We start from the raw sequence: 2373 nt of genomic DNA on the forward strand, positions 1-2373 counted from the left end.
AAGCGGGAATCCCTGCCTCCGAAGAAGCACGGCAACATCCCCCTGTAAGGAGCCGCTGTGATCAAGGTCGTACGAGGCAACCCGACCCCGGAGGAGCTCGCCGCCGCCCTGGCGGTGGTCCGGGCCCGCGCCGCGGCGGCAGCCATCACGCCGTCCGGCGCGCCGGCCCCCCGAGACTCCTGGTCCGACCCGTCCCGCATCGCCACCCAGCGCGTCCCCCAGCCGAGCCCGACGGCCTGGGCCCGCACGTACTGGCCCGGCTGATCCCCCGGCCGTCCGGCCCACGCCCGTGCGGCCCCTGGCCCGTCCACCGAGGGCCCGCCCGGGGCACACGTCCACCGACGGGCCGCCCGGGGCACACGGCCACCGTCCGGCCAAGGTGGGACCCACGGCCGTCCTCCCGCCCACGCGAGCGCTCGGTGGGGCGTGTGGGCGGGCAAGTTGAGTACGCGTACTCAGGCGGGTGGCGTGGTCGGGGTCGCACGATCGGAGGATGCTGTGGTCCGATCCCGAGAACGAGCCGCCGAAGGAACTGCGTGACACGCAGGACATGTTGCGGCGACTGGGCGTTCTCATGGCACTGGCCATGGTGCTGGCGATGTTCGTGATCGGCGTGAGGTGAGCCGGAAGAGCCGCCGCCGATACGCTGACCGTATGACAGACCAGCCGCGCCGCCGTCTCGTGCTCGCCTCCCAGTCCCCCGCCCGGCTCGGGCTGCTCCGGCAGGCCGGGCTCGACCCGGAGGTCGTCGTGAGCGGCGTCGACGAGGACGCGATCACCGCGCCCACCCCCGCCGAACTCGCGCTCGCGCTCGCCGAGGCGAAGGCCTCCGTGGTGGCGGCCCGGCCGGAGGTCCGGGGCGCGCTGGTGATCGGCTGCGACTCGGTGCTCGACCTGGACGGCCACGCCCTGGGCAAGCCCGCCGACGCCGAGGAGGCCACCGCGCGCTGGAAGGCGATGCGCGGCCGGGCCGGCACCCTCCAGACCGGGCACTGCGTCTGGGACACGGAGAGCGGGCGGTACGCCTCGGCCACCGCCTCCACCGTGGTCCGCTTCGGCGAGCCGACGGACGAGGAGATCGCCGCGTACGTCGCCTCGGGCGAGCCCCTGTACGTGGCTGGTGCCTTCACCCTGGACGGCCGCTCGGCGCCGTTCATCGAGGGCATCGACGGCGACCACGGCAACGTCATCGGCATCAGCCTGCCCCTGGTCCGCCGTCTGCTGGCCGAACTCGGCGTGGCCATCACCGAGTTGTGGGCGCCGACCGAGGGCTGATCAGGGAGTGCGGGCCTCGGCCGGAGGGGTGAGGGGGCTGGCCGCCTCGATCCCGTGGCCTGTCCCGCCCCCGCCCCCGCCCCCGTGATCCGTGTGGTCCGCGGGCCCGGGGGCGTCCTCGGCCCCGTGGCCGCCCGCGTCCTGGGGGCCGCCGCCCGGCACCGCACCGGCCGGCCCCTCCTCGGAGTCGTACGTCATCAGCAGCAGCACGATGAGCCCGAGCACCAGCACCATGAACAGGAACGCCCGCCAGCCCACCAGCCCCCAGGCGAACGCGCCCAGCAGCCCGTGCACCACGGCCGCGCTGATCAGCAGGACGCGCCCGAAGCCGGCCGGCCGCCGGCCCCGCACCGCCACGATCAGGGCGACCAGCCCGCACAGGGCGAAGTAGAGGCCGAAGACCAGACCGCCGGCCTTCGACGAGGTCGACGTCATGTTCGGATCCAGATCGGCCAGGGACATCCTCTGCCGGTGCACGACCTCGCCGAGGAACCAGTTCAGCGCCGCCACACCGAACGCCTCGGCGAAGAGCACGAGCGCCACCACCCACGCCACCGGTCTGCGCACCACCGGTCCCACCCACTTCCGACTGCCGCTCCGTCCGGAGCCCTGTCACCGCGAGTACCGCCCATCCGTCACCCGGCCACCGCCCCCAAGGAGGCTCTTCGGGCCACGCGTCCTCTTCAGCATCGTGAACGCTACTAACGGGTAAACCGGGGGACAAGGGTCCTGCCACCGGCAAAGAATCATTGGGCCATTCGTAGGGACTCCACAAAGAAACGAAGTGCGTCGCAGCACGCCCTCACAGAGACCTTGGCCACATGAGAAGGCTAGGGTTTTCCGGAGGAGTCCTGCGTACAGCGGTGCGACAAGGGATTTCGCAGGTCGAGCGCGCCTCGAATCACGCTCCGTGTGGGCAAGCTCACCATCGGGGACGGGTCGAAGTGCCGTGTCGGCAGTCCCTAAACTCGGCTTGTTTCAAGGAGGGAGCCTCAATCGTGCGCAAGGTGCTCATCGCCAACCGTGGCGAAATCGCTGTCCGCGTTGCCCGGGCCTGCCGGGACGCCGGGATCGCGAGCGTGGCCGTCTACGCCGACC

5 protein-coding genes are annotated in these 2373 nt (G+C 72.1%); 4 read left to right on the plus strand and 1 reads right to left on the minus strand.

What is annotated here, in order from left to right; genetic code table 11:
• Positions 1 to 57: 57 nt before the first annotated feature.
• From ACFY4A_RS42440 to ACFY4A_RS42450, 3 genes are all read left to right on the plus strand, one after another.
• A complete protein-coding gene (locus ACFY4A_RS42440; RefSeq protein WP_390834650.1) occupies positions 58 to 264 on the plus strand; it encodes an acyl-CoA carboxylase epsilon subunit in 207 nt (68 codons plus the stop codon).
• 229 nt (positions 265 to 493) lie between these two features.
• A complete protein-coding gene (mmpB, locus tag ACFY4A_RS42445) occupies positions 494 to 622 on the plus strand; it encodes a morphogenic membrane protein MmpB (RefSeq protein ID WP_141359021.1) in 129 nt (42 codons plus the stop codon).
• 32 nt (positions 623 to 654) lie between these two features.
• Positions 655 to 1275 carry a Maf family protein gene (locus ACFY4A_RS42450; RefSeq protein ID WP_390834651.1) on the plus strand — a complete coding sequence of 207 codons (621 nt, stop codon included), beginning with the start codon at positions 655 to 657 and terminating at the stop codon, positions 1273 to 1275.
• On the opposite strand, the gene ACFY4A_RS42455 is transcribed toward ACFY4A_RS42450, so the two are convergent.
• The gene (locus ACFY4A_RS42455; RefSeq protein WP_390834652.1) at positions 1276 to 1845 is read right to left on the minus strand and encodes a hypothetical protein; all 570 of its coding nucleotides are present in this window, start codon (positions 1843 to 1845) and stop codon (positions 1276 to 1278) included.
• A 428-nt stretch (positions 1846 to 2273) separates the two neighbouring features.
• On the opposite strand from ACFY4A_RS42455, the gene ACFY4A_RS42460 reads away from it, so the two are divergent.
• Positions 2274 to 2373 (plus strand): biotin carboxylase N-terminal domain-containing protein (locus tag ACFY4A_RS42460; RefSeq protein ID WP_157847070.1); only part of this gene is annotated, 100 nt, incomplete at its 3' end.

Origin of the sequence: Streptomyces sp. NPDC001292 (genome assembly GCF_042896465.1) — a bacterium.
GTDB lineage: Bacteria > Actinomycetota > Actinomycetes > Streptomycetales > Streptomycetaceae > Streptomyces.

Excerpts from the sequence above, each read along its gene's own strand:
- mmpB (WP_141359021.1), top strand. The coding sequence starts at position 494 with ATGCTGTGGTCCGATCCCGAGAACGAGCCGCCGAAGGAACTGCGTGAC.
- ACFY4A_RS42450 (WP_390834651.1), top strand. The coding sequence starts at position 655 with ATGACAGACCAGCCGCGCCGCCGTCTCGTGCTCGCCTCCCAGTCCCCC.